At 27.0% G+C, this 25,440-nt stretch carries 20 protein-coding genes, 1 tRNA gene and 1 pseudogene; 13 read left to right on the forward strand and 9 right to left on the reverse strand.

The genetic code is table 11. The features are described 5' to 3' along the window. Window positions 1-457: 457 nt before the first annotated feature. From HL033_RS03590 to rpmH, 3 genes are read right to left on the reverse strand one after another with little or no spacing between them, the layout of a single operon-like run. On the reverse strand, window positions 458-1,765 hold the full coding sequence (locus tag HL033_RS03590) for an alanine/glycine:cation symporter family protein (protein ID WP_218193926.1): 1,308 nt from the start codon (window positions 1,763-1,765) through the stop codon (window positions 458-460). A gap of 30 nt (window positions 1,766-1,795) precedes the next feature. Then, window positions 1,796-2,176: a ribonuclease P protein component gene (rnpA, locus tag HL033_RS03595; protein ID WP_218193927.1), complete on the reverse strand. Its 381-nt coding sequence runs from the start codon at window positions 2,174-2,176 to the stop codon at window positions 1,796-1,798. Continuing rightward, complete coding sequence (gene rpmH / locus HL033_RS03600; protein ID WP_218193928.1) at window positions 2,167-2,301, reverse strand: 50S ribosomal protein L34; 135 nt, start codon at window positions 2,299-2,301, stop codon at window positions 2,167-2,169. The genes rnpA and rpmH overlap by 10 nt, the downstream gene beginning before the upstream one ends. A gap of 561 nt (window positions 2,302-2,862) precedes the next feature. On the opposite strand from rpmH, the gene HL033_RS03605 reads away from it, so the two are divergent. From HL033_RS03605 to pstB, 4 genes are all read left to right on the forward strand, one after another. Further along, window positions 2,863-3,723 carry a 4-hydroxybenzoate octaprenyltransferase gene (locus HL033_RS03605; RefSeq protein WP_458693036.1) on the forward strand — a complete coding sequence of 287 codons (861 nt, stop codon included), beginning with the start codon at window positions 2,863-2,865 and terminating at the stop codon, window positions 3,721-3,723. Between the two features lie 25 nt (window positions 3,724-3,748). Continuing rightward, complete coding sequence (locus HL033_RS03610) at window positions 3,749-4,243, forward strand: flavin reductase family protein (RefSeq protein WP_218194523.1); 495 nt, start codon at window positions 3,749-3,751, stop codon at window positions 4,241-4,243. A gap of 1,351 nt (window positions 4,244-5,594) precedes the next feature. Further along, complete coding sequence (gene dapB / locus HL033_RS03615; protein WP_218193929.1) at window positions 5,595-6,371, forward strand: 4-hydroxy-tetrahydrodipicolinate reductase; 777 nt, start codon at window positions 5,595-5,597, stop codon at window positions 6,369-6,371. Window positions 6,372-6,424: 53 nt separating this feature from the next. Next, window positions 6,425-7,183 (forward strand): phosphate ABC transporter ATP-binding protein PstB, encoded by a 759-nt coding sequence (gene pstB / locus HL033_RS03620; RefSeq protein WP_218193930.1) that lies wholly within the window; start codon window positions 6,425-6,427, stop codon window positions 7,181-7,183. A 1,136-nt stretch (window positions 7,184-8,319) separates the two neighbouring features. Here pstB and tgt read toward each other — a convergent pair. After that, window positions 8,320-9,510 (reverse strand): tRNA guanosine(34) transglycosylase Tgt, encoded by a 1,191-nt coding sequence (tgt, locus tag HL033_RS03625; protein WP_218193931.1) that lies wholly within the window; start codon window positions 9,508-9,510, stop codon window positions 8,320-8,322. 555 nt (window positions 9,511-10,065) lie between these two features. Between tgt and rpmF the strand changes: the two genes are divergently transcribed. From rpmF to HL033_RS03640, 3 genes are read left to right on the forward strand one after another with little or no spacing between them, the layout of a single operon-like run. After that, complete coding sequence (gene rpmF, locus HL033_RS03630; RefSeq protein ID WP_218193932.1) at window positions 10,066-10,248, forward strand: 50S ribosomal protein L32; 183 nt, start codon at window positions 10,066-10,068, stop codon at window positions 10,246-10,248. A 46-nt stretch (window positions 10,249-10,294) separates the two neighbouring features. Next, a complete protein-coding gene (gene plsX / locus HL033_RS03635) occupies window positions 10,295-11,290 on the forward strand; it encodes a phosphate acyltransferase PlsX (RefSeq protein WP_410522110.1) in 996 nt (331 codons plus the stop codon). Next, window positions 11,291-12,250 (forward strand): beta-ketoacyl-ACP synthase III, encoded by a 960-nt coding sequence (locus HL033_RS03640; RefSeq protein WP_218193934.1) that lies wholly within the window; start codon window positions 11,291-11,293, stop codon window positions 12,248-12,250. Between the two features lie 670 nt (window positions 12,251-12,920). Here HL033_RS03640 and HL033_RS03645 read toward each other — a convergent pair. After that, complete coding sequence (locus tag HL033_RS03645; protein ID WP_218193935.1) at window positions 12,921-13,349, reverse strand: nucleoside deaminase; 429 nt, start codon at window positions 13,347-13,349, stop codon at window positions 12,921-12,923. A gap of 153 nt (window positions 13,350-13,502) precedes the next feature. Here HL033_RS03645 and HL033_RS03650 point away from each other — a divergent pair, with 153 nt between their 5' ends. From HL033_RS03650 to HL033_RS03660, 3 genes are all read left to right on the forward strand, one after another. Then, window positions 13,503-13,925 (forward strand): hypothetical protein, encoded by a 423-nt coding sequence (locus HL033_RS03650; RefSeq protein ID WP_218193936.1) that lies wholly within the window; start codon window positions 13,503-13,505, stop codon window positions 13,923-13,925. 465 nt (window positions 13,926-14,390) lie between these two features. Continuing rightward, window positions 14,391-15,827, forward strand: coding sequence for a replicative DNA helicase (locus HL033_RS03655; RefSeq protein WP_218193937.1), 1,437 nt, complete (start codon window positions 14,391-14,393; stop codon window positions 15,825-15,827). Window positions 15,828-16,147: 320 nt separating this feature from the next. Beyond that, complete coding sequence (locus HL033_RS03660) at window positions 16,148-17,215, forward strand: FAD-dependent oxidoreductase (protein WP_218193938.1); 1,068 nt, start codon at window positions 16,148-16,150, stop codon at window positions 17,213-17,215. A 66-nt stretch (window positions 17,216-17,281) separates the two neighbouring features. Here HL033_RS03660 and HL033_RS03665 read toward each other — a convergent pair whose 3' ends face one another. Beyond that, window positions 17,282-18,103, reverse strand: coding sequence for an FKBP-type peptidyl-prolyl cis-trans isomerase (locus HL033_RS03665; protein ID WP_218193939.1), 822 nt, complete (start codon window positions 18,101-18,103; stop codon window positions 17,282-17,284). 56 nt (window positions 18,104-18,159) lie between these two features. Next, window positions 18,160-18,999 carry a polyprenyl synthetase family protein gene (locus tag HL033_RS03670; protein ID WP_218193940.1) on the reverse strand — a complete coding sequence of 280 codons (840 nt, stop codon included), beginning with the start codon at window positions 18,997-18,999 and terminating at the stop codon, window positions 18,160-18,162. Between the two features lie 141 nt (window positions 19,000-19,140). On the opposite strand from HL033_RS03670, the gene HL033_RS03675 reads away from it, so the two are divergent. The 3 genes and pseudogenes from HL033_RS03675 to ruvX all read left to right on the forward strand — a co-directional run. Beyond that, window positions 19,141-19,213, forward strand: a tRNA-Glu gene (locus HL033_RS03675). A 273-nt stretch (window positions 19,214-19,486) separates the two neighbouring features. Further along, on the forward strand, window positions 19,487-21,274 hold the full coding sequence (locus HL033_RS03680; protein WP_218193941.1) for a ribonucleoside-diphosphate reductase subunit alpha: 1,788 nt from the start codon (window positions 19,487-19,489) through the stop codon (window positions 21,272-21,274). 36 nt (window positions 21,275-21,310) lie between these two features. After that, window positions 21,311-21,709: pseudogene (gene ruvX, locus HL033_RS03685) on the forward strand (Holliday junction resolvase RuvX); the annotation flags it as partial. Between the two features lie 712 nt (window positions 21,710-22,421). On the opposite strand, the gene HL033_RS03695 reads toward ruvX, so the two are convergent. Next, window positions 22,422-23,714, reverse strand: coding sequence for an adenylosuccinate synthase (locus HL033_RS03695; RefSeq protein WP_218193943.1), 1,293 nt, complete (start codon window positions 23,712-23,714; stop codon window positions 22,422-22,424). A 597-nt stretch (window positions 23,715-24,311) separates the two neighbouring features. Beyond that, window positions 24,312-24,794, reverse strand: a complete 483-nt coding sequence (locus HL033_RS03700) for an OmpA family protein (protein WP_218193944.1) — start codon at window positions 24,792-24,794, stop codon at window positions 24,312-24,314. Window positions 24,795-25,440 lie beyond the last annotated feature (646 nt).

The following is a 25,440-nucleotide window of genomic DNA, read 5'->3' on the forward strand; positions in this document are numbered from 1 at the left end:
TTCAATGAGTTACTTAGATGATTACAAATGTACTATTATCAGATTTTGTAATAGATCAAAATTATTAATTATAATATTGAGTGAAATTATTATGGTACTATTTGATGAGTTTTTTTATTTTTATATACAAAGCATGGGCTTTTATGATCTATTTAAGTGATATATTTGCTTTGGGAAAATATTGCATCTATAATATTTACTATATATAAAGATTTTACAAATCTTTACCACTTACTTTATTTTGAGACAACTAATTTAAAATATATTTTTCAGCTATTCTAGAAGGTCATTTACTAAAATCTTAAAAAAATTATTATATTTTATGATTCTAGTGATAGTAGAAATACATATTACCATCAAATATATCTTAATATAAATCTAATAAATTAATGTAAATTTAATAATTATATTATGAAAATAAGTTAATAAGTAACACTAACCAAAGCAAAATTGATTGCTATTTTAATATATCTGTATGTGCAAATATATCTTTATATTTATGTATTAACATTAATATACCGATAGTATTCATGATAATTGTGAGTGATATTGCTAAATCTGCAATATCCCATAAAAATTGTACTCTGCATATTGATCCAATAGGAATAATTGCTATAAAAAAAATTGTCCATAGTTTTATATAATGATTATTTTTAAAAGTGTATAATATTATATTTTTCGAACAAAAAAACCATGTAAAAATAGTTGTAAAAGAAAAGCAAAACATAATAGTAATGAGTATATAGTTTATGTATTGTGAATGTAAAGCTGTTTTAAATGCTGCTATACACATGTTAGTGCTTTCAAGGTTAGTATCATACCATACATTTGTAACTAATAGTATCATTGTTGTTATGAAAGTTATGAGTACTACAATAAATGGAGAAATTAATGCTATTAAACTTTGTTGTCTATTGAAAGAAATTTTATCTTGTTTATTATGTTCAACAGATGCATGAACTGTGCCTTCAAGTCCTAGTCCTATATCAGTTGCAAAAATACCACGGAATGTTCCTACCTGAATGATATGAAATGTTTCTATAATAAAAGCTGATATAGTTCCGAATGTAATACTATGCCAACTAATAAAATTTTCAAAAATTAATTTAAAAGAAGGAATTATATTATGATTGAATTTATATAATACTATTATTGATAATAATATATAGGATATTGTCATTACTGGTACAAGACTTGAGATAATTTTTGTAATACTTTTTATTTGTAATGTTGTAAGCATTAAAAATATTCCTACCATTAATAATCCAATAATTATAGGAGGTTTGTTGATAAGATGCATAGGTATCGATAAAGAATTAACTTGTACTAGATTGCCTATAGTAAAGGAGCATATTATCATAATAACTGCAAAAACTAAAGAAGCTTTTTGTGACTTAAAAGCATGTTGTAAATATACAACTGGTCCTCCAAAAACTTTACCATTTTGTTGTACTTTTGTTGATATACTTAAATAACAAGTTACATATTTTATAATTGATGTGATCACAATTACTATTATCATCCATAAAATAAACCCTGGACCTCCTGATTTTATTGCAATTGCTGTTCCAGAAATATTTCCTACTCCTAAATTTCCTCCTATTACTGTACATAAAGCTGCAATAGAACTAAACTTTGAGTTATTACTTTTTTTAAATATTAATGAAATAGCCAGTGGTAATTTAAATATTTGCATCCATTTTGATTTTATAGATAGATACAACCCTGATACTATTAATAGTATTGTTGCAGGTACAAATAGCATTAAGCTTAGTGAATACAAAACTGACTCCGCTTATTTATTATTGTATAAACTTAACTTTTTTAGGCAGTAAACTAATCCCATGCGTAACTTTTTAAAATCAATTTGTGATACATAGTTACTTCCTATTAAGACATAATAAAAATTTTTATTGCCATGTTTAACTAAAACGTCTTGTGCTAAAACGCGAAATCTTCTTTTTACTTTATTACGAACAACAGCATTTCCTATTTTTTTACTAACTGTAAAACCAACACGTACAACATTATTATTATTATTATTATTATTATTATGCAACGATGATTCTTTAATGGCCTGTAGAAATAAACCAAACTTTCCTGCAGAAACACCACAGCTACGTGCAAGTACAAATTCTCTTCTTTTTTTTAATGTGACTAAGCCTTTTAAGCGCATAAAATGCGTCTTCCTTGTACACGGCGTCGATTTAAAATTTTTCTTCCCCATTTTGTTGACATTCTAGAGCGAAAGCCATGCCTACGTTTGCGAACAATTCTACTTGGCTGAAAAGTTCTTTTCATTACAAATTACCTATTCAATAGTGCACTTATGAGAGTAAGCTATCATTTTATAGAATAATTTGTCAAGTATCATATTAACAAGATATGTAATAATTTATTTTGAAGTACGAATATTGATTAATAGCTGCCTATGTATTTTTTTTAATTATTGTTAATAACAATAAAAAAATTATAATCAAATTTTACATGTGATAATTTGTTGAGCGAATGAAATAATATATTTATTGTAGCTACTTTACAATGAAGGTTCTTTTATTAAATTCTACAGATTATATTTTATACTTATTGAATAGATGAAAGAGGATATATATTGATAATTATTAAATTAGTTTAATAATTATTTTGATATTTAATAGATATACTTATACACTTGGTTGATAAAATTTTTTGTAATTCTAAATGCTATTATAGCATTATATATTGGTAAATATGTAATTTTATTATAGTTTTTAAAGATATTTAGTTTATTTGTGTATAATATTGCTTTTATGTAATATAAAACTGCAGACTAATTGCCTATACATTAATATGGAGGGTAAGATGATAAATAAGCTAAAAATGATAGATTATCGTGCATATTATTCACTCTTAAGATTGCATAGTGCAGAAATTGCTTTATTGATGTTATTTCCTGCATGTTCAAGTATAGTTTTGGTATCTAATAGTTTTCTCTATAGTGTATATTATTGTATTCTAAGTGTAATAGGTGCATTTGTTATGAGGTCGGCAGGTTGTATAATTAATGATATTTTTGATAGGAAGATAGATTTACATGTTGAAAGAACAAAGGATAGACCATTAGCAAATGGTACTCTTACTGTCATGCAAGCAATAAAAGCTTTATTTATATTATTAATGATAGCATGTGTTATTTTATTGTTAACTAACATGTTTACTTTTTATGTTAGCTTTTTTTTTATGATAATGATTATATTGTATCCTTTGGGGAAAAGATATTTTTGGTATCCACAGGTAATACTTGGTTTTGTAGCAAATAGTGGAGTGTTGATAGGATGTGCTATGGTAATGAATAGGTTTAGTTTTAAATCTGTATTATTGTATATAGGGTGTATTTTTTGGACAATAGGATACGATACGATTTATGCGCATCAAGACAAAAAAGATGATGCAAAGCTTTGTATAAAATCTACAGCTCTAAAGTTTGGGGAAAATACGAAATTTTATATCGGGAAACTTTATATGATGGCTATAACTATGTGGGTATGCATGGGCATTATATCATCATTAAATTATATATTTTATTTGGCAATGTGTATAATTATAGGTATTTTCTATTATCAGTATAAAAAATCAGATTTTGACGATCCAGCAAAATGTATACATATGTTTAAAATGAATATATATGTTGGGATGTTTTTATTTTTTGGTATTTGTTTTGGCAAGCTAAAGTTATTATTATAATTATAGTTTATAATTTGTGAAATTAATGCAGTTAAATAGTGTTTCTAATGCTAGTTTTAAATTATGTGTCGGGGAATTTGTCACAGGTGTGACTGTAGTGACTACGATAGATGATAGTGGTTATATGCATGGTATAACAGTAAATTCTTTTAATTCTGTATCTTTAAATCCACCGATGATACTGTTTTCAGTTGAGAAAACTGCCTCAAGATTTAAAATATTTAATGAATGCCGAGAATTTATTGTAAATGTGTTAAGTGAGAAACAAAAGACATTATCGCAAGCTTTTGCAAAAAAGGATTTATATAATTGGAATGATTATCAATATATTATAATAAATAATATTCCAGTTATTGATGGTATTATATCATATATATATTGTTCAACTCAGTATGTTTATGAGGGAGGGGACCATAAGATTATAGTTGGCAAGGTTATTAATTGTCAAAAATTAACTAATGATAAGCCTTTATTATATTATCAAGGGCGTTATCGGTTAATAGGAGGTCAGTGTTTTTGAAATAGATCAGAAGTCTTTCCTTCCTACCGCATGAGGATTGTCTATAGGGTTAATGCAACGCTATGAACAGCAGGTATAATTTCTAATTATTTACTTCTACCAGCTTTACCTAATTTTACATTATAGGGCTTGTGTATATGTATGATTACATACTTAAGGTATATGGATTTTGTTAATTATTTTATTATTTTATAACTTTATATTAAGATATATTAGATTGATGCAAAATTTACACAAGTATATTTGATGGTAATATGTATTTCTACTATCACTAGAATCATAAAATATAATAATTTTTTTAAGATTTTAGTAAATGACCTTCTAGAATAGCTGAAAAATATATTTTAAATTAGTTGTCTCAAAATAAAGTAAGTGGTAAAGATTTGTAAAATCTTTATATATAGTAAATATTATAGATGCAATATTTTCCCAAAGCAAATATATCACTTGATTAATTTGTCTTTATATTAAGTAGATATTTTTTTGGTTTATTTATAAAATTTTAGCATTGGCTGAATGGTTGTGGAATAAAAAAAAAGTAATTATACTAAGTGTTTCAATGATAAAGTAAAAAAAGTAGTTATTATATCAATATTTTAATAGTGTATTATGTAATAAATCATTTTGATAATATTTTAATTATTGTTTGTCAGATATTGGTAGTAGTATTTTTTTCTAGAATCATATAAATGAAAAAAATTTATATAGTATTTCTTTTTTATTAGAAAACGTTTAAAAGATTGTGTATAGCTTTTAAATTAAGGCAATAAAGATTATGATATATGGTTATTATTCTAAAAAAACTGTTATAACGTTATATTAAGATTTATAAATACAAGAATATGGGTATGTATAGCTTCATTATATTGTAAGCCTTATCTATTAGTACTACGAAAGATATATTAATTGTATGCCAAAGAAATATAAGTTCTTAGTAGAGTTTTTATAGAAGATTATTTTATTTAGAGAGCTTTGTTAAAAGTATTATAGGATAATAGTAAATTAATAAAAAACTTTTCTCATAGGAAAGATTATTTAATTAAATTAGTGTTGTGGATTTTTGTTAGATATACTTAATTGTTAGCTGATTATAAGATTAGAAAAAATTTCTGTATTTGTTAAGAAGAGTGTTTATATATTATTAGAGTAATTTAATTAAAAAAAGCAGCTTATAGCATATTATTTAATGTATTATAGTAATGATGTAAGTACTACTTGATTGTATAATTACAATTGTAGTGTAATATATGTTGTTTTATATATTATTATATATTAATTGAATATAGAGAAATATCATAATTTACTATAAAAATTAGTGTTGTTGTATGCTAGTAATTTAAATGAGGTTGTAATGACTGTTAAAGTAGGAGTTGTTGGGTGTTTAGGTAGGATGGGTAAGGCTATTATTTATGAATTAGCAAAAAATGGTAATGTTGAAATAAGTGGAGGAGTGGTGCGAGCAGGAAGTCCATATGTTGGTGCTGATATGGGTAAAGTGACAGGATGTGGTTATGGTATTAATATTATAGATTCTTTAGAAGATATCTTTGACATTTCTGATGTTGTAATTGAGTTTACTAATCGTGATAATATGATTAAATGTATAGAAGTGGCAGTCAGAAAAAAAAAACCTATGGTAAGTGGTACTACTGGCATAGATGATTTAGATTTTAATAAATATGTGAGCGATATACCATTTTTATGGTCAGGTAATATGAGTGTAGGAGTAAATTTATTAATAAAACTTATAGCACAAGCGGCAGATGCTCTTAAAGGTTATGATATAGAAATATGGGAACTTCATCATAAAGGTAAAAAAGATGCTCCGTCAGGCACTGCTCTTATGATGGGGAGAGCTGCAGCTAAAGGGTTAAAAACTGACTTTAAAATGAAGCAATATGTAAATGGTTATACAGAGAATAGAATAGATGATAGCATAGGGTTTGCGGTGTCTAGAGGAGGAAGTGCTATAGGTGATCATAGTATTATGTTTATTGGTGATGGTGAGCTTGTAGAATTGAAGCACAGATCAATGAGTAGAAATATTTTTAGTGAAGGGGCGGTAAAGGCGGCTTTGTGGATAGTGAATCAGCCAGTAGGTATATACTCAATGTTAGATGTATTATAAAGTTATATTGTAGATAATACTGGTGAAGTAAAATTAAATTAGGCAAGATATCAATGTGTAAAATTCATGCTTCGGCAAAAAATTTAGATTTATGGTACGATAATAAGCAGATTTTATTTAATGTAAATTTAGATGTATATAAAAAAGAAGTTACAGCTTTAATAGGTCCTTCTGGATGTGGTAAATCTACTTTTTTAAGATGTTTTAATCGTATGAATGACTTTATTCAAGGGTGTAGAATTACTGGTTCTATGGATGTAGATAGCATGGATGTATATTCTTGTGATACTAATGTTGTATTGCTTAGAGCTAAAGTTGGTATGGTATTTCAAAAGCCAAATCCTTTTCCAAAGTCTATATATGATAATATTGCATATGGGCCAAAACTTCATAGGTTAGTAAAAAATAAGAAGAAATTAGATGAAATTGTAGAAAAAAGTTTAAAAAGTGTAGGATTATGGGAAGAATTGTATGACAGATTAAAAGATAATGCTTGTCAGTTGTCAGGTGGACAACAGCAACGTTTGTGTATTGCACGTGCTATTGCTGTAAAGCCTACCATGTTATTAATGGATGAGCCATGTTCTGCTCTTGATCCTGTTGCTATAGGTGTTATAGAGAGTTTAATAAAAGAACTGAAAAAAAATTTTACAATTGTTATTGTTACACATTCAATGAAACAAGCACGTAAAATTTCTGATAGGGTAGCGTTTTTCTATAATGGTAAAATTATTGAGTATAATAAAACAGAAGAAATATTTAATAATCCTCAATCTTTAGAAGCAAAAAAATATATTCTCGATAATTTGTAATATTTAATTTATTGTAATGTGGTTATCTGTATAATATAGAAAGTATGCTAAAAAGAGAAATAATCTTTGCAAAGCATCTTTTGATAATTTATGAACTATATATAAATAGGTTTAATGTAAATAAACATTGATGTTAAATGTCTCTTAGTAAGTTAGTGTGAAAATAAAAAAAAAGTTTTTAAGTTATTGTCTAATTTTAATATGGTAATAGTGTGCCTTTATAGAATAAGAGTTATCGATATTTATTGACTATCATGTAAAGTAGATTATAAATATTAGAAATAGGGAAAACATTTATTCACAAATTATTTTTCATATGTAGAGTATAAAAACATCTAGGATAAAAAAATAAAAATAGCAACATTTCTCTGAATGTTTTAAGTTTATAACTCTTTGTAATCATGAAGTTATTAGTATTCTAATACGTAAAAAAGTACTTAAAGTAATTAATGTGTGAATGCTAATGTATAGAATTGATAAAAGTTATTTTAGTCAATGAACTTATGATAGTGATAAGGTAAGTAGTATATGTAATTAATTATATATCATTTTTTTACAATTTTAGAGATTCATTTACTGGATTATTAGTGAAATATTAGTATAACCTTTTTTATATTAATTTTTATCTTACTAAAAAGATAATCTTTGAAAAGCTGTTTTGTACTATAATAAAGTGTAAGTATAAGCCTGTAGTAAAGTCATTTTAGATAGGCAATATATTGAATTAGACTTATTAATTAAAAGATAACTATATCAGCTAATTGTACTGAAGTATTATTGATATATTATTAAATTTTATGAATAAAGTATAAAAAATAAAATTATCTACAGGTAACATGCAATATAAATATTTTTAATTATAGAGCATTTAAACAAAAAATATTAGTATATTTTGCATTTTTGAGTGTTTATAAATAGTATTATACAATTATTTCAAAACATTATATTACATAAATTATGATTTGCATTTAGTTACATTATTAGTCAGAATCTTAATATTTCATATTATTAAAACTCTAAAAATTAATGATATTTGCTATGCAGCATATATTTTAATAATCTTGCTTAAGATATACATAAATGGGAGATTGTTTATAATTTGTAATTTTTTACAGTGCTTTATCTTAATTGAATACCTATTCATAGACCCAATTGTTCTTTTCTTGCTCAAGTGTGTTATTGATTATAGCATTTCTAATGCTTTGCATTAAATTATTCATAAAATGAATATTATGTATGGTAATTAAGCTATATGCTAATAATTCTTGTGCTTTCAAAAGATGATGTATATATCCCTTAGAATGATTAATACATGTAAAGCATAAACAATCTGGTTCTATAGGAGATGTATCTTCTTGAAATCTTGCATTATAGAGATTTATATGTTCTTTATGTTTTGTCTTTTCATATCTATTTTTTACTTTAACTAGCGCTGCTCCATGTCTTGCAATTCTTGTTGGGTGAACACAATCAAAAGTATCAACCCCATACTTTACTCCTTGAAATATGTCATCAATATTTCCAATACCTAATAAGTGTATAGGTTTATTTTTATTTAGATGTTCTATTGTGGAAGATACTGTATCGTACATCTGTTGCTTACATGCTCCTAGAGAACCACCAATAGCATGACCAAAAAATGACATATTATTTATAAAGTCACAGCTTATTTTCCTTAGATCTTGATATATACCTCCCTGTATTACACCGTATAATGCTTGAGTGCCATGATAATTTTTTTTAAATTCTTCAAGAGATCTAATAGCCCACCTGTTACTCATATGCATTGATTGTTTTGTATACTCATAATCAATATTAAATGGTGTACATTCGTCTAATACTACTATTAAATCTGCTCCTAACTTTTCTTGAATATTTATGGATTTTTCTGGTGTGAGGCAGTATTTTTGTCCATTAATATAGGACTTAAAGATGGCGCCAGTTTCATTGATTTCTAGTAAAGTTTTAGGCCTTTTGTTATATCGTTTACCTTTAATTTCATCTGATATTGAACCGTATCCTAAACTAAATATTTGATATCCTCCAGAATCTGTAAGTATTGGGTTATTCCACCCTAAGATTTTATGTAATCCTCCTAATTTTTGTATAGTGTTTTCACCAGGCTGAAGCATCAAATGATAAGTATTTGATAATATAATTTGTGTATTACACTCACTTACTGTTTTAATATCAAGAGATTTTATAGCAGCTTTTGTTGCGCAAAATATAAATGCAGGGGTATGTACTTGACCATGTGGAGTATTAATGATTCCTACTCTGGAGTTAGCTAGTTTATAAGAAATCGTAAAACTGAAGTTTTTATACATGTATTTAGTATGCACTGTAAATTGTTAAATACATATCAAATATTATGATAGTGTCTAGATTTTTTATGAATAAAGATCTACATATTTAATGCAAAATATACTAATATTTTTTGTTTAAATGCTCTATTATGTTAATGTAAAAGTTATATTTAACATTATATATAGCTTATTATGCATAAGAAATCGAAAATTATGATGATTATACGATTGGTAAAATGTAGACTGCTAAAGATATATTAAGTGCAATACATCTAGTAAAGTTTTGTTGGTAAAAATGGAAAAATTTTTTAGATGTTAATTATAGTGGATTGACAAGAAAATTTGTAGGTAGTTGTTACTCTGTGTAATATAGTGAGTAAAAGCATTTTTTATTTTTATACAATTAATATAAATAATTAAGAAATAAATGTACTAGATTATTGGATTTTATTACGTGAGTTTAGCATATAAATATAAGAAGTGGAGGTTACAGGTAATCTTAAATATTAAAAAGTTTTATTGCTAATTCATGTTTTTTAAAGGATAATAAATTATTTGTTATTAAGGAGTTATACTGTGGCTGTTCCTAAAAGAAAAAAATCAAAGTCACGTCGTAATATGCATCGTTCTCATTTAAGGTTGGTTGTTCCTAATGTAGTAGTTGATAATACTACAGGTGAATATAAGTTATCTCATCATATATGTTTAGGTGGATATTATAACAATAGACAGGTTGTTCAAGTTGATAATAATAGTTAATAAATAAAGAGAGATTGTGATAAACATACCAATTGCATTAGATGCCATGGGGGGAGATTTTGCTCCTGAATCAATAATTAAAGGGGCAGACTTTGCTTTGTCGAGTTTGATTTGTTCTGATAATTATAAGGTGCATTTTAGTATTTATGGCCAAGAAGATAAGGTAATGCCTATATTATTAAAATATAAAAAATTAAGGGAAAATAGTACTTTTATTCATGTCGAAGATGTGGTGTTGGCAAGTGATAAACCTTCTTTTGCTGTTAGACATCGTAAGCAATCAAGTATGGCGCGTGCCATTGATGATGTAAAAAAAGGAATTGTTTCTGGAGCTATTTCTTCTGGTAATACTGGGGCCTTAATGGCAATATCAAGGTTTATTTTGGGTACCCTGCCTAATATTGATAGACCTGCAATAACAACAGCTCTTCCTTCTATTGATAAGGATTTTGTGTTGTTAGATTTAGGTGCTAATGTTGAATGTAATGCAGATTCGTTATTTCAATTTGCGGTAATGGGTAATGCTTTCGCAAAAGCTGTACTTAATAGAAAAAATCCTAGAGTAGCATTGTTAAATGTTGGACATGAGGAAATAAAAGGTACAGATACAATTAGGGAGGCATTTTCATTATTAAAAAAATTTGAATCTGGTATAAATTTTTGTGGATATGTTGAGGCTAACGATGTCTTAAAAGGAGACATAGATGTTGTAGTAGTAGATGGATTTTCTGGGAATGTAATGTTAAAAATCATGGAATCTCTATCAGAAAATATTTTTACTTTACTAAAAAAGTCAATAGATTATTCTTTAGCTACTAGATTTGCAGGGTTATTACTTAAATTTCAATTAAAAAAAGAGTTTTATCGATTTAATCCAAAAATTCGTAATGGAGCAATGTTATTAGGATTAAACGGGGTTATAGTAAAAAGTCATGGTAATGCTGATAGTATAGCATTTGCTCATGCTATCAGAGTTGCTGTGAATGCAATTTATAATAATATTAATGTGAAAATTGCAAGTGAATTAAATAGTGTTGAATAAATGAAAAAGTCTGCGCTATTAGGAATAGGTGCTTATTTGCCTAAGAAAGTTTTAACTAATTCTGATGTTGCGTTATTTGTTGATACTAATGATGAGTGGATTGTAAGGAGAACAGGTATTAAAGAAAGGCGTATAGTTCAAGATGGGGAGACGACATCTGATATGGCAGTGCTGGCTGCAAAGGATGCATTATTAGATGCATGTATTGCTGAAAGTGATGTTGATCTTATAATTGTTGCTACAACTACTCCAGATAAGACTTTTCCTAGCTGTGCCACGTTAGTACAATCACAATTACAATGTAGGAATGCTTTTGCCTTTGATATCCAAGCTGTATGTTCAGGATTTGTATATGCGATTTCTGTTGCTGATAATTTTATAAAATCTGGTCAAGTAAAAACAGCTTTAATTATAGGAGCAGAAACTATGTCAAAAATTGTTGATTGGAAAGATAGATCAACATGCATATTATTTGGTGATGGAGCAGGTGCTATTGTAATTAATGATTGTGGTAATGTAAATACAGGTATTATTTCAACTTTATTACGTTCAGATGGTACATTAAATGATTTGTTGTTTACTAATGGAGGTGTTGCTTCTACTGGAACAGCAGGTATTATTCAGATGAAAGGTACTATGGTATTTGAACATGCAATTGAGAAGTTAATTTCCATTATTTCTGATATACTATTTTATAACTCTATTTGTATTGATGAAATTGATCTATTTATACCGCATCAAGCTAATGCAAGAATTATTGACTTAGTTGCAAAAAAGTTGGGTATTTCACATGAGAAAATAGTTATGAGTATAGATAAGCATGCAAATACTTCTGCTGCATCAATACCTCTTGCTTTATATGATGCTAAGAATTCTGGTAGATTAAAATTAGGCAGTCTTATATTATTAGCAACAATTGGTGGTGGGCTTACTTGGGGAGCATGCTTAATACGTTTGTAGCTTATTTGTGCTGATGAGTATAAGTTAGTATTACTAATTTTAAGATAAATATATATAAGTAAATTTACCTTAAAAATATACCATTTTGATTTAGTCATAATAAACATGTATAAAATATTTATCAAGTCATACTTAATAGCTAGGTAATTTATCAGTAAATGAGTATGTTTTAAATATCAAAATATGCTCTATATATTATAGCAAAAATTTATAGTAATAGTTATAATGCTTAAGTTTGTCTAATTGTATTAGACTAAAAGTATTTATTAGGTGAGATTGTTGTTTAATTATATATCTTTAGTATTGATCAAGTAGAGAGTTTATTCTACATGATAGTTAGATTTATAAATGTATGATAATTTTAGTAGCAGTAGTAAAATCTGACTTGTGAAATATATTAATATATTTCAAAAATAAATAATATAATTAGTACTTTTAAGTCTGTGTTTTTAATAGATATAATATAAGTAATTTTTATTTTGGGTTATATCTTGAGTATTTTTTATTGTTAATAGATAACTTTTTTGACTAAAAACTTTGTTATAATCTTATTAATTAACTAGTGTAATATACTGTAAATTTATGACATAACTAATTATTTTAAAAAATCAACTTTTAAGATTGATTATAAATAAGCATTTATTAGCTTATTATTTAATAATGAGTTTAGTTATAAATTTCTTAATCTTATGAAAAAATCTTTTAAAAGTTTTATGTTTTCTTTTTCTAAAAATCCTCCATATATTTCTGGTACATAATGACAAAATTGAAATATTCTTGCTCCATTTTCAATGCTGCCATATTTTTTATTATATGCTCCAAAATATAGTCTACGTATTTTAGATAATGATATTGCTTGTGAGCACATAGCACATGGTTCAAGGGTAACGTACATATCACAATTGTTTAGCATAGTTGTTTCTAATAAAGAACATGCATGTCTAATTGCTAGAATTTCTGCATGGGCAGTGGGATCATTTTTATGTATTGTTAAATTATTACAGCAAGATATGACTTGTTTATTAATTACTATTACAGCACCTACGGGAATTTCTTGTTTTTGTAAATTTTCTTTTGCTTTTTTAAGTGCTAATTTCATGTAAGTGTAATCAAACAATGTTTTAAGGACATATTTATTTAATTAATTATATCATATTTTTCTATTGCATAGAATACAATGAAAAAGACTTGTAGTAGTTACTTTTGTACTAGAAATATGATATAATAAATAGTTATAATATGGAATAGTTTTATGAGTTTTAAAATAGTTGTTTATTTATCCATTATTATAGGATTTTTTGGAGCATTTATTGTACTTTTTAGATTATATAAAGATTATATACATCAGTATATTATAGATATATTTTCTGATTATTATGATGATAAAAGTTTAACAGATGAGGAAAGGTATAGAGATTATCTTAAAAAGAAACAAAAAGAAATTATTAAAAATCAACTTGTATCTAAAAATTTAATGGAGTTATCTTACAAAGATAATGTGAAAATTGTTGAAGTTATTGAGCCAATAGGTAAGTGGACAAAATTTGTAATATCTGAAAAATTAAGAAGACTTGTGGGAATGAGATTTAATAATAAAAACCAAAGTGGATTTTGGCAAATGCTTATAAGGATGCAGGGGCTTGCACAAGGTAGATATAAGGGAAGATCTAGATAAGTGTAATGTAACAAATTGCTATTAATATATGGTATATGCTAATATATTCATGTAATTCTTTAATGTATACTTTTTGTGTGTAGTATTAGAAATTTTTTTAAATAATATTGGAGTGTTATAAGAGTTTGCGTTTTTTAAATTGAGATACTGTAAAGTATTTGTTTTTAAAAAGCATTAAGTACTTTACTACATTGTGTTAGCATATGTTTTATTATTCTACTAAGTCATTATTTATAGTTTAATACTTTAAAAATAGTTATTAGCTTTATATTTTGTATATTTTTTATATGGCGTGATATGTATAGTTTATATTAAAAAATATAAAAATTTATATAATAATTGTGAATAGTGTTATTATTTTGAGAAAGTTTATCAGTATTATGATAAACGTATTGAATTTTAACATAATTATTGTTATCCTGATAAAATGTTATAGCCAATGCTTATTTTGTTAAAAATACTGATGTGTTAAAATTAAAAGATAGTAAGAGTTTTACTTCGATTTCCGAATTACCTTGTAATATTGAAGCAGAGCAAATGCTTATAGGAGCAATGTTAAGAGATAATAGAATTTGTGATGCTATTGAAGATATAATAACGCCTGATATATTTTTTGATCCTTTGCATAAGCGTATTTTTGAACAAATTATTAAAGTGAGTAAGCGCGGATTGGTTGCAAATGAAATAAGTTTAAAAATGTTTTTTGATAATGATAAAGCATTAGTAGAATGTGGAGGAGTAGAATATTTAGCTAAAATAGCAGCAAAAGCTAGTATTATTTTTGATATAAAAAGTATAGCGAAGGTCATTTTGGATGCCTACTTAAGAAGGTGCCTTATTAGTTTTGGGCAAGGTGTTGTTGAAAGAGCATACAATTATGATTCTGATAATACTGCTATCCAACAATTGGAAGATGCTATGCAAACTTTATTTTTATTAAGCAGTCAGGGGAAAATTGATAATAGTTGTCATACTATGCCATCTTTATTAGAGAATATTACAAAAAAGATAGAGTTTGCAAAAAATAATAGTGGCGTACTACAAGGGATATCTGTTGGATTTCAGGATTTAGATCAATTATTAAGTGGACTTCAAAAATCAGATTTATTAGTTTTAGCTGCACGTCCTTCAATGGGTAAGACAGCATTAGCATTAAATATGGCATTGAATGCATGTAAAATATTAAAAGGAAATGATAAAAGTATAGGGTTCTTTTCTTTAGAAATGTCAGCTGAGCAGCTCACTTCTAGAATTATATCAATTGAATCTGAGGTAAGCTCTTATAAAGCTTTAACTGGAAGAATTAGCAATGATGATATGAGAAAAATATTAGATGCTAGTACACGAATATGTGACTTACCACTTATTATAGATGATGTTTCTATGTTGTCAATTAGTGGATTAAGAACACGTATTAGGAGAATGCATCAGTTACATAATTTAGGGGCTGTATTTGTAGATTATCTGCAGTTAATTAAAGGTACCACTAAACGTAGTGGTGAAAATAGAGTACAAGAAGTTTCTGAGGTTACACAGGGATTAAAGGCTATAGCAAAGGAATTGAAGTTACCTGTGATCGCTCTTTCTCAGTTATCAAGAGTTGTTGAACAACGTGATGATAAAAAGCCTCAATTATCAGATTTACGGGATTCTGGTAGTATAGAACAAGATGCGGATATTGTCATGTTTTTATATAGAGAAGAATATTATGAAATTAGAAAACAGCCAGCTGAGGGAACATCAAAGCATGCAGAATGGCAATCAAAAATGAATACAATTGCTAATGTAGCAGATGTTTTAGTTTCTAAACAGAGAAATGGACCTATAGGGAATGTAAAGCTTTTTTTTGAGCCTGAAAAAGGAAAATTTAAGGATTATACATCAAAGTATAATATTTTATAGACTGTATTGTTATTTTATAAGAAATTTGCTGTAGGATAATTAAGATTTAATCTGTTGTGGTAAAATGGTAAAAAGCCCTTCTGGAAATTATATAGATAATTTTTATATTTAAGTATAGTAAATTATAGGAATAGCAATGTAAAATTGTTGAAAATAACAATTATCATCTTATAGTGATTATGAACATAATAGAAGAATTATATAGCGTAAAATTATAATATTATTATATATTAATTATAGATATAGTAAACAGTATGAATAATAAGTACTGAATTAATTGGTAAGATGCTGGTTTTTATGAGCAATGATGTTAATTAAGTATGGTAAAAACAGTAGGAATAGCAGGTGCTGGGTTAATTGGTAGGATGCTAGCTTTGAGATTAGCAAAGGATGGGTGGCATGTATCATTGTTTGATAAAGATGATAGGCGTGGTAGGAAAAGTTGTGGGTTAATTGCAGGGGGTATGTTATCTTTATACTCTGAAATTGACAATATGGATCCTATTGTTTTTGAGTTAGGATTGCAATCAATGACATTATGGCCAAAAATTCTTAATAGTTTATCGAGGTATACACATTTTCAAGTATTAGGTAGCATTGTTGTATCTCATAGTAGTGATTTGCCAGAATTAGAAAGATTACAACTTTTTATGCGAAAGAAGCTAGCGGAATTGTTCGATAATGTTTGTGTTACTAATAGTAAGATTATACAAGAGCTTGAACCAGAATTATTATTTTGTCATGGAATGTATTTGTCTGGTGAAGGTAATATTGATAATACTCAACTGTTTTCTAATCTAGAGTTGACTTTATTACAATTAGGAGTTGCTTGGTGGGAAAAAGTTAATGTAGATAAAATGTATTCTAAAACTATAGTCATAGGTGAACAAGAGTACAATTTTGATGTAGTTATTGATTGTAGGGGATTAGGAGCTAAATACGATATACTTAATTTAAGAGGAGTAAGAGGAGAAATAATTTTATTAAATGCGCCACAGGTGAAATTTAGTCGTCCTATAAAAATGTTACATCCAAGATATAGTATTTATGTTGTTCCAAGACCTAATTATAGATTTGTAGTTGGTGCAAGTGAAATAGAAAGTGAAGATAAGTCTTTACCTTCAGTACAATCGACACTAGAATTATTATCTGCTGCATATTCTTTACATAGAGGGTTTGCAGAAGCAAGAATTATTAAAATGATGAGTAATTGCAGGCCAGCATTTCCTGATAATGTTCCTAAAATATATACTCAGGATCATATTATTAGAGTGAATGGATTGTATAGATATGGTTATTTGCTTGCTCCGGCTTTAGTAGAGGAAGTTATACAATTATTACAAAAAGATCAAGTAAATTATCCTGCAATACATATTAATAAATATTAAATATAAATTGAGGATGGATTTAATATTCAGCTTTAATGTCAGTGAAATTGTTATAAATTTTATTTGTTAATTTATAACTTGCAGATCAATGATTTTTATATTGTTGAGATCTATTTGATTTTTAAAATCTTTTAGTAATTCAGGGGGAATGATTGCAGATCTTGTATGATCAGATGTCATATTTATTACACTAAGCTCTAATGCAAGAGGTACCTGTCCTTTTCCTACTGTGAAGTGAGCTTTGAGATCATTCAATATTGGAGTACCATGAGAATTCCTTATAGTATATTTTATTGATACTGTATCACCACACCTGATTGTATTGACTGTACCTTTATAATTTTTTATTACATTATTAAAAGTTAATAAATTTTTAATACCTTGTATATTATTGGATTTATTTGTAATGACTTTAATGTAGTAATTGCCATGATTTTTTCCACTATTGATTGTAACAATGCGTTCACCATTTTCTTGCATCCCATCAATGGCGTAATTTAATTCTGGAACACTATGGCTTCCTAGTCTTATATTTTCAGGATTAGGAAAATTATTAATAATATTTTCTATATTTGTAGTTGTAGTGTTTGATATCTTATATATAATTACTGATATATCCTGGCCGCAAACAACCATTTTTCCATTGCCTTGTCTGATATCATAAAATGTAAAATTTGTTTTCTTGTATATTTTAGATTTAATTTTATGTAAATATTCCTCAAGTCCATGTTTCTTTATGTAGTAATCAATTCTAGCTTCAATTATTGGTCTTAAAATCTTATATCCTATTTGATATGTAACACTATTGTCAGAAGGGAAAATTTCATAAGGTTTTTTAGATTGTGGATTAGAGTATGGTGAATAAAAAATTGATAATGAGTGTAACATGTATACGAGTACTGAAAACACTAAGATTATAAATATTAGACTGTAAATTATCTTCTTCATATTTTTTGGATAAATTTAACTAAATTACTTAAGAGATTTGCTTTGTGCGTAAAAGGTTTTAAGTACTCTATGGATTGATTAAAGAGATCATTCATGTAATTTTCAGATTCTTCGATGCCTATTATGTTCACTATATTATTTAATTGATGATCTTGATGTATGTCTTTAATATCATCCTTAATCTGAAAAGCGCAACCTAAGGTTCTACCATAATTGATTAGGTAATCTGTTTCTTTTTTTGAGGCTTTTCCTAGTATTGCTCCTAATTCACATGCAGCAGAAAACATTTTAGAAGTTTTTAGTTCATGCATTTTTTGTATTGTACATAGATCTGTAATAGGACTAACTATATCTAATAATTGACCATTGATCATTCCTTGATAGCCACATGCTTGAGATACAGCTTTTATCATTTTACATTTTATATAGTTACTTTCTCTTAAATCAGATATTAGCTCAAATGCTAATGTAAGTAAAGCATCTCCAGTGAGTATAGCAACATGTTCGCCAAACTTTTTATGACAGCTTTTTTTACCACGTCTTGTACTTGCATTGTCCATGGATGGTAAGTCATCATGTATTAAAGAATAAATATGGATTATTTCAATGATAGCACTTACTGGTAATATTCTTTTTATATCTACATTGAATATTTTTGCGGATGCATTTACAAGAAATGGGCGTATGTATTTACCTGGATTTAAAATAGTATAGCACATTGCTTTATGTAAAATATTTTCAGGTTTAGTTATAGGTGATAAAATTGTAATTAACTCTTGATTAAGTAACTTACTGAAATATTGTATTGATTTTAATGTTTCATTATGTGTGTTCATGGTAATAAGTAAAATTTTTGATATTGTATATTACATAAAAGCTGTTTTAATTACTAGATGTAAAAAATTTAAGAAGTTATATTAGAATAATGTTTGACTACAGATACATTAGTAATATAATTTTCTATGACATAAAAATTTGACTCCTTCGTCTAGTGGTCCAGGACCCCACCCTTTCACGGTGGTAACGCGGGTTCGACTCCCGTGGGAGTCACACTATGTTTATTGTTAATAGCCAACAATATAATTTTCCTTACCTGCTTTATTATCATAAGATGTATGATCTTTGCTTTGGATAATTTTAGAATAGTACAGGTAGTATTGAAATATGTATATGTATATTAAAAATTACAGTTAATGATTTGTTAATCTTTTATTTGATACTATATATTGTGTTTATTTATAGATATAAATACTATATATATTATTATATAAAAAAATTTGTGTATTGTATATAAGATGCTAATCTTACAAGAGGTATTTGCAGATGACATCGATTATTGTTGATTATAGTCGTGATAATAATTTAACAAATTTTGGCAAGGCTATGCTTTCCGATAGATATTTATTGGATAATGAAAATTATCAGCAGCTATTTGTGCGTATTGCTCAATATTATTCTGATACAAATGAACATGCGCAAAGATTATATGATTATATGAGTAAATTATGGTTTATGCCTGCAACTCCAATATTGAGTAATGGTGGTACAAATAGAGGGCTGCCAATTTCTTGTTTTTTAAATGAGACTGAGGATAGTTTAAAAGGTATAGTTGATTTATGGAATGAAAATGTATGGTTAGCATCTTGCGGTGGAGGAATAGGAAGTTATTGGGGTAATTTGCGTTCTATTGGTGAAAAGGTAAGAGGTAGTGGAAAAACTTCAGGTATAATTCCTTTTATTGTTGTTCAAAATGCGTTAACTCTAGCAATTAGTCAAGGATCATTGCGTAGAGGAAGTTCTGCTGTATATTTACCTGCATGTCATCCAGAAATAGAGGAGTTTTTGGATATAAGGAAACCTACTGGGGGGGATCCTAACAGAAAAGCCCTTAATATACATCATGGAGTTACTTTATCGGATGACTTTATGTTAGCTGTAGAAAAAGATGAACCGTGGAATTTACTAAGTCCTAAGGACAATTCTATTATCTGCACAGTAAAAGCACGTGACTTATGGATAAAAATTCTTACTAATAGAGTTGAGACAGGAGAACCTTATATAGTCTTTATTGATGCAGTAAATAACAATAAACCTGATATATATAAAAAGTTAGGATTAAATATTAAGATGTCTAATTTATGTACGGAAATTACTCTTGCGACAGGATATGATCATCTCAATCAATCAAGGACTGCTATATGTTGTTTAGCATCATTAAATCTTGAATATTATGAATCTTGGCAAGGAAATAACTTTTTTATTGAAGATGTTATGCGGTTTCTTGATAATGTGTTAACTGATTTTATAGAAAAAGCGCCACGAGGAATGGAAAGAGCAAAGTATTCCGCAATGCGTGAACGTAGTATTGGTGTTGGAGTAATGGGATTTCATTCATTTTTGCAAAGTAAAATGATACCATTTGAATCTTTTGCTGCAACAATATGGAACAAAAGAATATTTTCTCATATTAAGAGTCAGGCTGATAAAGTTTCCTATAAGTTAGCTTTAGAGAAGGGTCCTTGTCCCGATGCTATAGATGCAAATATGATGGAAAGATTTACAAATAAACTATCTGTTGCTCCTACTGCTTCAATTTCAATTATTGCTGGTAATACATCTCCTGGTATAGAACCATATGCAGCGAATGTATTTACTCATAAGACTTTAACAGGCTCTTTTATTGTACGTAATAAATTTTTACAAATGCTTTTAGAGTCTAAGCAGCAAAATAATGATCAGGTATGGTCTTCAATTTCAACAAATGAAGGCTCTGTTCAGCATCTTGATTTTTTAACTGATGATGAAAAGTTAGTTTTTAAGACTGCATATGAGCTTGATCAACGTTGGATTATAGAGCATACTTGTGATAGGTCGCCTTATATATGTCAAGCACAATCAGTGAATCTTTTTTTACCTGCAAATGTTCATAAAAGGTATCTACATAAAATACATTTTTTAGCATGGAAAAAAGGTTTAAAAAGTTTATATTATTGTAGATCTAAATCTATTCAAAGAGCTGATAAAGTGTCGCATAATATATTTCATAAATCTGTAGTGCATCAAAAGCAAATAACTAATTTTGAATATGATAAATGTTTATTGTGTCAGTAATGCTATATAGAAATATTGAAGATTTTTTTTTAAATGTTTGGTGAAAGAAAATTTGGTATTGCATTAAGTGATGCAACTAATCTAATAGCTATACCATATATTGTATATGAGAGGTGTAATACTAGAAAAGATATAGGAGTATTATATAATATATTTAGTAGTAACAATGCTGGATCATTTATTGTAGGATTTCCAATTCAACTTAATGGACAAGAAAGTGTAATGTGTGAGAAAGTGCTTAGTTTTGTTAATAAAATTATCAAAAAGTATAAAGTAAATATATATTTACATGATGAAAGATATACTACTGCCATGGCAACTAGAATTGCTAAGGAAGCTAAAATTTGTAGAAAAAAATCGCAAAAAATAGATGATAAAGTGTCTGCTGCGTTAATCTTACAACAAGTGCTTGATATTATGAAACTATATCAATAAAATTACTTGTAATAGTTTATGTAATATAAGGTAACGAAGGTATTATTTATAGTTTATATGTTAGATTAATATGTAAGCACTGTATTAAGTTTATATTATTATGTACTACATATGTAATTAGTAGATGGTAAATTAAGTTCTTTAGTAATTTATATGTATATTTCTTAATGCTATTATAAATGACTTATGTTGCAAAAATTAATAACTAGGGTGCTAGTGTATATATAAATTATATTGTGATTACATGCAGTTTTATATTACGAAGTAATGCTGTATATCCTATACAAGTACATAAAATAGCAGTTAGTATTTACGAAGATTATATTAATAAGTGATAACGAAGGATATCTTGTATACATATAAAACATACATTATCAAATTTAAGTTAAATATGTATTTAAGCTTATGTAGAACATAATTTGTAAGAGTGATAATAAATATTAAAAAACACCAATTCTTATAATACTCAATATAATTTGAAAAAAATTTTCTAATGACAGATAATCTATATTTCCTTTCATGGGAATAATATGATGTTTGCAATAGGATGGAAAACTTATATTTTTAATATGATAAGATCAGTATAATTACAAAGATTAAGCAATTCATCAGTTTAATAATTGTTACTAGTGATGAGATAATAGTATGTTATATATAATGCTGTTTTAAAAGTATTAGATATTTTATTGAATCTTATAGTTAGCAATGACAATTAATTTATTAAAAAGTTATTTAATGTAATTGTATGATTTCTATCCGGTCCTGTTGATATTATATGTATTGGTACACGAAGTAATTCTTCTAATTTTTGTATATAGAGCTTAGCATTTGTAGGTAAATCATTATATGAAGTAGCACTAAAAGTTGTGCTGCGCCATCCTGGTAGCTCTATATATACAGGTTTTAATTCTTTTTGTATGTGTGGTGATGCAGGTAAGTAATCATAAAAAGTACTATTATGTTGATATTTAGTACATATCTTTATTGTGTCCATATGATCTAGCACATCAAGCTTTGTTATAGCTAAACTAGAAACTCCAGACAATATTATGGCTTGACGAGTTAATACAGCATCGAACCATCCACATCTACGTCGCCTGTTGCTAACAGTACCTATTTCATTACCTTTTTGAAACATTATATCTCCTATGGTATTGTTTTGCTCAGTAAAAAATGGACCATTTCCTACTCTAGTTGTGTATGCTTTTGCTAAACCTAAAACATATAATTTATTTGATATACCTATTCCACATCCCGCATAGACTTGTGATGCTAAAGTATTGCTTGATGTAACATATGGATAAGTTCCATGATCAATATCTAATAGGGTACCTTGTGCTCCTTCAAAAATAATTGTTTTATTGTTTTCTATTAAGTTATTTACTATTCTCCATACAGGGCGCATAAAAGGAGTGATGTGAGGAGCAATATCTACAAGTTCTTGTACAATCTTGCTTACAGATAATACAGGTTTATTTGCTGCTTTTCTAAATATGTTATGATAAGAAAGCATATGTGATACTTTATTATATAATGATTCTTGATCTAAAAGATCGCATAGCCTTATTGCTCTACGACCAACTTTATCTTCGTAACATGGCCCTATTCCTTTGTGTGTAGTGCCTATTACATTATTTCCTCTCATTTCTTCAAAAATAGCATCTGCTTCTCGATGAATGCTAGTTACTATAGGACACAACTCTGACACAATTAGATTTTTATTGCTGATTTCAGTATTAATACTTTTTAGTGTATTAATTTCTTTTATGAAAGCATAAGGATCTATAGTTGCACCATTACCTATAATTGATAGTTTATTACTATATAGAATGGACGAAGGTAAAGAATTTAACTTATATATTTTATTGTTGAAAATAATGGTATGGCCTGCATTATTTCCTCCTTGAAACCTAATAACAGCATCTGCATTTTTTGATAACCAGTCTACTATTTTACCTTTTCCCTCATCTCCCCACTGTAAACCTATAACTACAATATTTTTCATTATGTGCTATTATGTAAAAACCCAAGCTAAGCTAACAAAATAAAGAAATGATGTCAATAATTTAAAAAGAGATTAGTTTACTATAATTAGTATATGTATTAAGTTATGATAAGAAAGGTTGCTTTCTTTAACAAAAATTTCTGTGTATATACTATAAAATATCCTGATATTATGTTATGAAAAGGCAAAAATTTATGTTTATAAAAGCTTATAATTAGTATATATGGTTTTATTTATATCTATTTTATATAACATATAATTAAGTACGTTATGATAATTTAGAATATAAATATTATTAATTTTAAGCATTTTGTGATTACTTAATTTTATTAAGTATATAATGTACAGGAGTACAGGAACCATGCAATCAATGCTCTACTAAGGATTTAATTAACTTATTAGGAAATTCAACTGCCTACAAAATTAAACCATATCTACATAAAGATTATTGTATAGAAACTATATAATTAAGTAATCTTCAGAAAATATAAAGAAAATGCAAACACGATTACAAATGCTTATAGAAAACAAAAAACATCCTTTAGTACAAGAGGCCAGACCAATAAGTCCAGCCATTATTTCTCTACAGTGGGATTACTAATTAGCTGAAGAATCTTCAAGCATAATAACAGCCCTACGGTTTTTTGAATGAGCCTTTTCAGCTTCCTTATTATCTTCAGAATATACTAAGACGTCAGGTTCATTTTTTCCTTTAGATTGTACAGTAATTTTTTTATCCAATGACTTATCACAATTTACAAGGAATTTTTTAACTGCGTTTGCTCTTCTTTCTCCTAAAGCCATGTTATACTCTTCAGTACCTCTTATGTCTGTATGTCCAACAATAAGAATAGTAGTATTAGGATCACCTTTTAGTGTTTGTACTACTTTTGATAGTATAACCTTATCAGTTTCTCTTAATTCTGATTTGTTATAATCGAAATATACCTTTTCGATATTTTTAGCATTAAAAAAAATCTTATCAGCATTTACTTGAATTTTATCCTTAGGTAAACTTGTACAGCTGGTCATTAAAAAAGATAGTATTAAAAAATAAATAATAGGCTTGTACTTCCGCATATAAAAACTCCTACATAATAATCTGAAACATAAAAAGCTAATTTAATGAATAATATCATTACTTAAAATAGCATTAAGTCAAGTTTTTTTTTACTAATTTCTTTATAATAATATAGCTATTATCCAGCTATTAAGTAATTTTTATTTATTTTATATTAAAAAAGGATTTTTTTAAGATAGTGATAGTCGTAAATCAAATTTATATTAACGTTATTCTAAATAAATAATGTAATTCACATTTTGTTCAAAGTCTGAATTTTGTTATTATTAATTAGTTATATTGTTGTTTAGTATAATAATTATTTATGGTTCTTTATTTAATTATGTATTATAATGCGATGAAAAATGTAGCTTTTGATGATTTTATTAGATATAGCACTTTAGAGTATCTTATGAATGATTCTAGGGAATAAGAAATATATTTTTTAAACTTAGTTCATTGATAAAAACATTGATTATTAATACAATTTAGTATTGCAGTTATTGATAGTAAGAAATAATTTTTATGACATTACTTTCATAATGATTTATTGTAATTAAGATAATATATATACTGGTGTATTTATTTATTTATTTATTTATTGTAGTAGGTCTGTATGCATATTATATGAATATTAAAAATATGTATTTTATATCAAAGGCATGA

Source organism: Neoehrlichia mikurensis (assembly GCF_019186785.1).
Classification (GTDB): Bacteria; Pseudomonadota; Alphaproteobacteria; order Rickettsiales; family Anaplasmataceae; genus Neoehrlichia; species Neoehrlichia mikurensis.